4 protein-coding genes are annotated in these 2,752 nt (G+C 63.6%); 2 read left to right on the top strand and 2 right to left on the bottom strand.

Annotated features, from left to right (window positions below):
* A partial coding sequence (locus EN879_RS31125) for a GMC oxidoreductase (protein ID WP_245493893.1) occupies nucleotides 1-483 on the top strand: 483 nt, incomplete at its 5' end.
* On the opposite strand, the gene EN879_RS31120 is transcribed toward EN879_RS31125, so the two are convergent.
* A complete protein-coding gene (locus tag EN879_RS31120) occupies nucleotides 480-1,307 on the bottom strand; it encodes an NAD(P)-dependent oxidoreductase (RefSeq protein WP_244506992.1) in 828 nt (275 codons plus the stop codon). The two genes, EN879_RS31125 and EN879_RS31120, sit on opposite strands and share 4 nt — an antisense overlap.
* A gap of 155 nt (nucleotides 1,308-1,462) precedes the next feature.
* On the opposite strand from EN879_RS31120, the gene EN879_RS31115 reads away from it, so the two are divergent.
* Nucleotides 1,463-2,194, top strand: a complete 732-nt coding sequence (locus tag EN879_RS31115; protein WP_127224710.1) for a FadR/GntR family transcriptional regulator — start codon at nucleotides 1,463-1,465, stop codon at nucleotides 2,192-2,194.
* Nucleotides 2,195-2,242: 48 nt separating this feature from the next.
* Here the strand turns inward: EN879_RS31115 and EN879_RS31110 are convergent.
* On the bottom strand, nucleotides 2,243-2,752 hold a 510-nt coding region (locus EN879_RS31110; RefSeq protein WP_206521034.1), incomplete at its 5' end, for a dihydrodipicolinate synthase family protein.

The raw sequence follows: 2,752 nt of genomic DNA, 5'->3' as shown, positions 1-2,752 counted from the left end.
ACGCTGAATAGCTACCATGTCCGCCCCCGCTCGCGCGGCAGCGTCACGCTGCGATCGGGTGATCTGCGCGATCCGCCGATCATCGACCCCAATCCCTTCGCCGAGCGCTACGATCTCGAGCGCGCCATCGACGGCATCGAGATCAGCCGCGAGATCCTGTCGCAGCCGGCTTTTTCAAAATACATCAGCCGCGAGCATCTTCCCGGCGCAGCAATGCAGGGGCGCGCAGCGCTCGAAGCCTTCGCCCGTGAACATGGCCGCAGCGCCTACCATCCGGTCGGCTCATGCCGCATGGGCGGTGATACCGGGAGCGTCGTCGATCCAGAACTTCGTCTGCGCGGACTGCAGGGCCTGCGCGTCTGCGACAGTTCGGTCATGCCAAGCATCGTGTCTTCGAACACCAATGCAGCGGTGATCATGATCGCCGAGAAGGCGGCGGATTTGATCGCCGGGCGAGGCCCGCTGCCGGCGGTGACGGCCTAGTCGTCCGGGAACATCGAACGCGGCGGAAAGTCTGCACGGCTGTAGTCCACCACAATGAACTTGCCGCCCTGGTAGCGCTCGACCACCGGATTGTCCGTCACCTTGCCGCGCACCCGCTCGGCCTGGCTGTCGGAACTGTCGAGCGGCGTCCAGCCGAGCTTCAGCCTGGCATCGTGCCGCCAGAAACCGCGGCTGTTGTTGGACTGGCCCCAGATGACTGAGCAATCGACACGATCCGCTTCGGCGCAACGCTCGATCAGGCGCACAAAATCGTCATGCGATATCCAGGTCGACAGGATCCTCTCGTCCGGAACCTCCGGCAGCACCGAGCCGATGCGGATCAACACGCTTTCCACCGCATGCTTGTCGAAGTAGAGCCGCGCCAGCATCTCGCCATAGGCTTTCGACAGGCCGTAATAGCCGTCCGGCCTGAGCAGGCAGTCCTGGTCAAGAATCTCGGTGCGCTCGTAAAGGCCGACCGCATGCACCGAAGATGGAAACACCACCCGCGCCTCCTCTCTGCGCGCCGCCTCATAGATGTGAAAACCGCCGCGAAGATTGGGGCCGAGCACGGTCTCGAAGGATTGCTCGGTGGAGATGCCGCCGAAATGCAGGATCAGGCCGCAGCCCTCTGCCAGATCGTTCACCGCCTGCTGGTCTTCGAGATCGGCGATGGCGAAGCTTGCGTTTGGCGGCAACGGGATCGGCAAGGGCACGACATCGGTCAGCCGCAAGGTCCAGCCGAGCGCCGCCAGCCTGGCCGAGAGCAGCCGTCCGATCGTGCCGGAGGCTCCGGTCAACAGCACCGGTTTTTGGGGGATCATCACGCCCTGTCCTTTCACTGAGACCGCGGACATGTTCGCGCGGCGCTGATAAGGCGAATGAAGATTGGTCGTGTCCAACGCGTCGCAAATGTCATCATATCACCGTATAAATAATGGGTTGCCAAGGACAGAGGTTCGTTTATTGCTTGATGGCGATGAAACGTTCCTTTGGCCTTCCCCCGCAGATCAGCCGCACGGCGCAGGTTGCCGACTGGTTTGCGCGCGAAATACGCGCCGGCCATATGACCAGCGGCGAGAAACTGCCGACCGAACAGGAACTGATCGCGCAATTCGGGGTCAGCCGCACGGTGATCCGGGAAGCCATGGCTTCCCTTCGATCGGAGGGCCTTGTCGTCAGCCGCCAGGGCTCCGGCGTGTTCGTCGCCGACCATGAGGCCAACACCACATTCCGCATCGTTTCCGACGAGCTGCACTCGCTGACGGAAGTCCAGAACGTGCTGCAGCTTCGGCTCGCGGTGGAACAAGAAGCCGCCGGCATCGCCGCCGAGAAGCGCGGCGACGACGACCTTGCCCGCATGCGCGACTGCCTCGACGCCATCGACGCCTCGATCGCGGCGGGCGAGAGCGCGATCGAGCCCGACTTTGCCTTCCACCGAGCGATCGCCTCGGCCACCGGCAATCCCTATTTCGAACGCTTTATGCACTTTCTCGGACCTGTCCTCATTCCACGCCAGCTGATGCGCCCGCGCGACGAAACGCCGGAGCAGCGGCGGCACTATCTGGAGCAGGTCCAGATGGAGCACCGCCGCATCTATCAGGCCATCGAGCGGCAGAATGTCGAAGCCGCCCGCTTCACCTTGCGCGAGCATCTGGAGGCGGGGCGCGAGCGTTACCGCCGCATGGTCGATGGTCACGCCAGATCGTAGCAAGCCGTCAGTTCCGGTCTTCGATCCGCTCCCGCAAATCATCCCGTGCTACGCCAGCTCCGCGACCGGCATTTTGCAGGAGTGCATGAGAGCCGCGAGCTGCCGCTCTTCGTCCGCTGTCAGGTCGAGCAGCGGCGATCTCACCGGGCCGCAGTCGATCCCGGCAATACGCGCACCGGCCTTGACGATCGACACGGCATAGCCGGCGCGCCGGTTGCGGATGGCGAGGTAGGGCAGGAAGAACGAGCGGATGAGATCACCGACTTCCGTTGTGCGGCCGGCGCGCAGAGCATTGAAGAAACGCAGCGCGATCTCGGGCGCGAAATTGTAGATCGCCGAGGAGTAGGTCGTCATGCCGATCGCAGCCGCGGCACTGGCATGGACTTCGGCCGTTGGCATGCCGCCGATGAAGACCAGCCGGTCGCCCATGCGGTAGCGTGTTGCGGTGAGGAGTTCGATATCGCCGACGCCGTCCTTGAAGCCGATCAGGTTCGGGCAATCCTGCGCTACACGCTCAAGCGTGTCGGGCGTCAGCACCGCATTGTCCCTGTTACTGTC

The sequence above is a fragment of the Mesorhizobium sp. M7A.F.Ca.AU.002.02.1.1 genome, assembly GCF_003998535.1.
Taxonomy (GTDB): domain Bacteria; phylum Pseudomonadota; class Alphaproteobacteria; order Rhizobiales; family Rhizobiaceae; genus Mesorhizobium; species Mesorhizobium ciceri.
The sequence above is the reverse complement of the archived record's forward strand: the minus strand, read 5'-3'. Positions and strand labels throughout refer to the sequence as shown.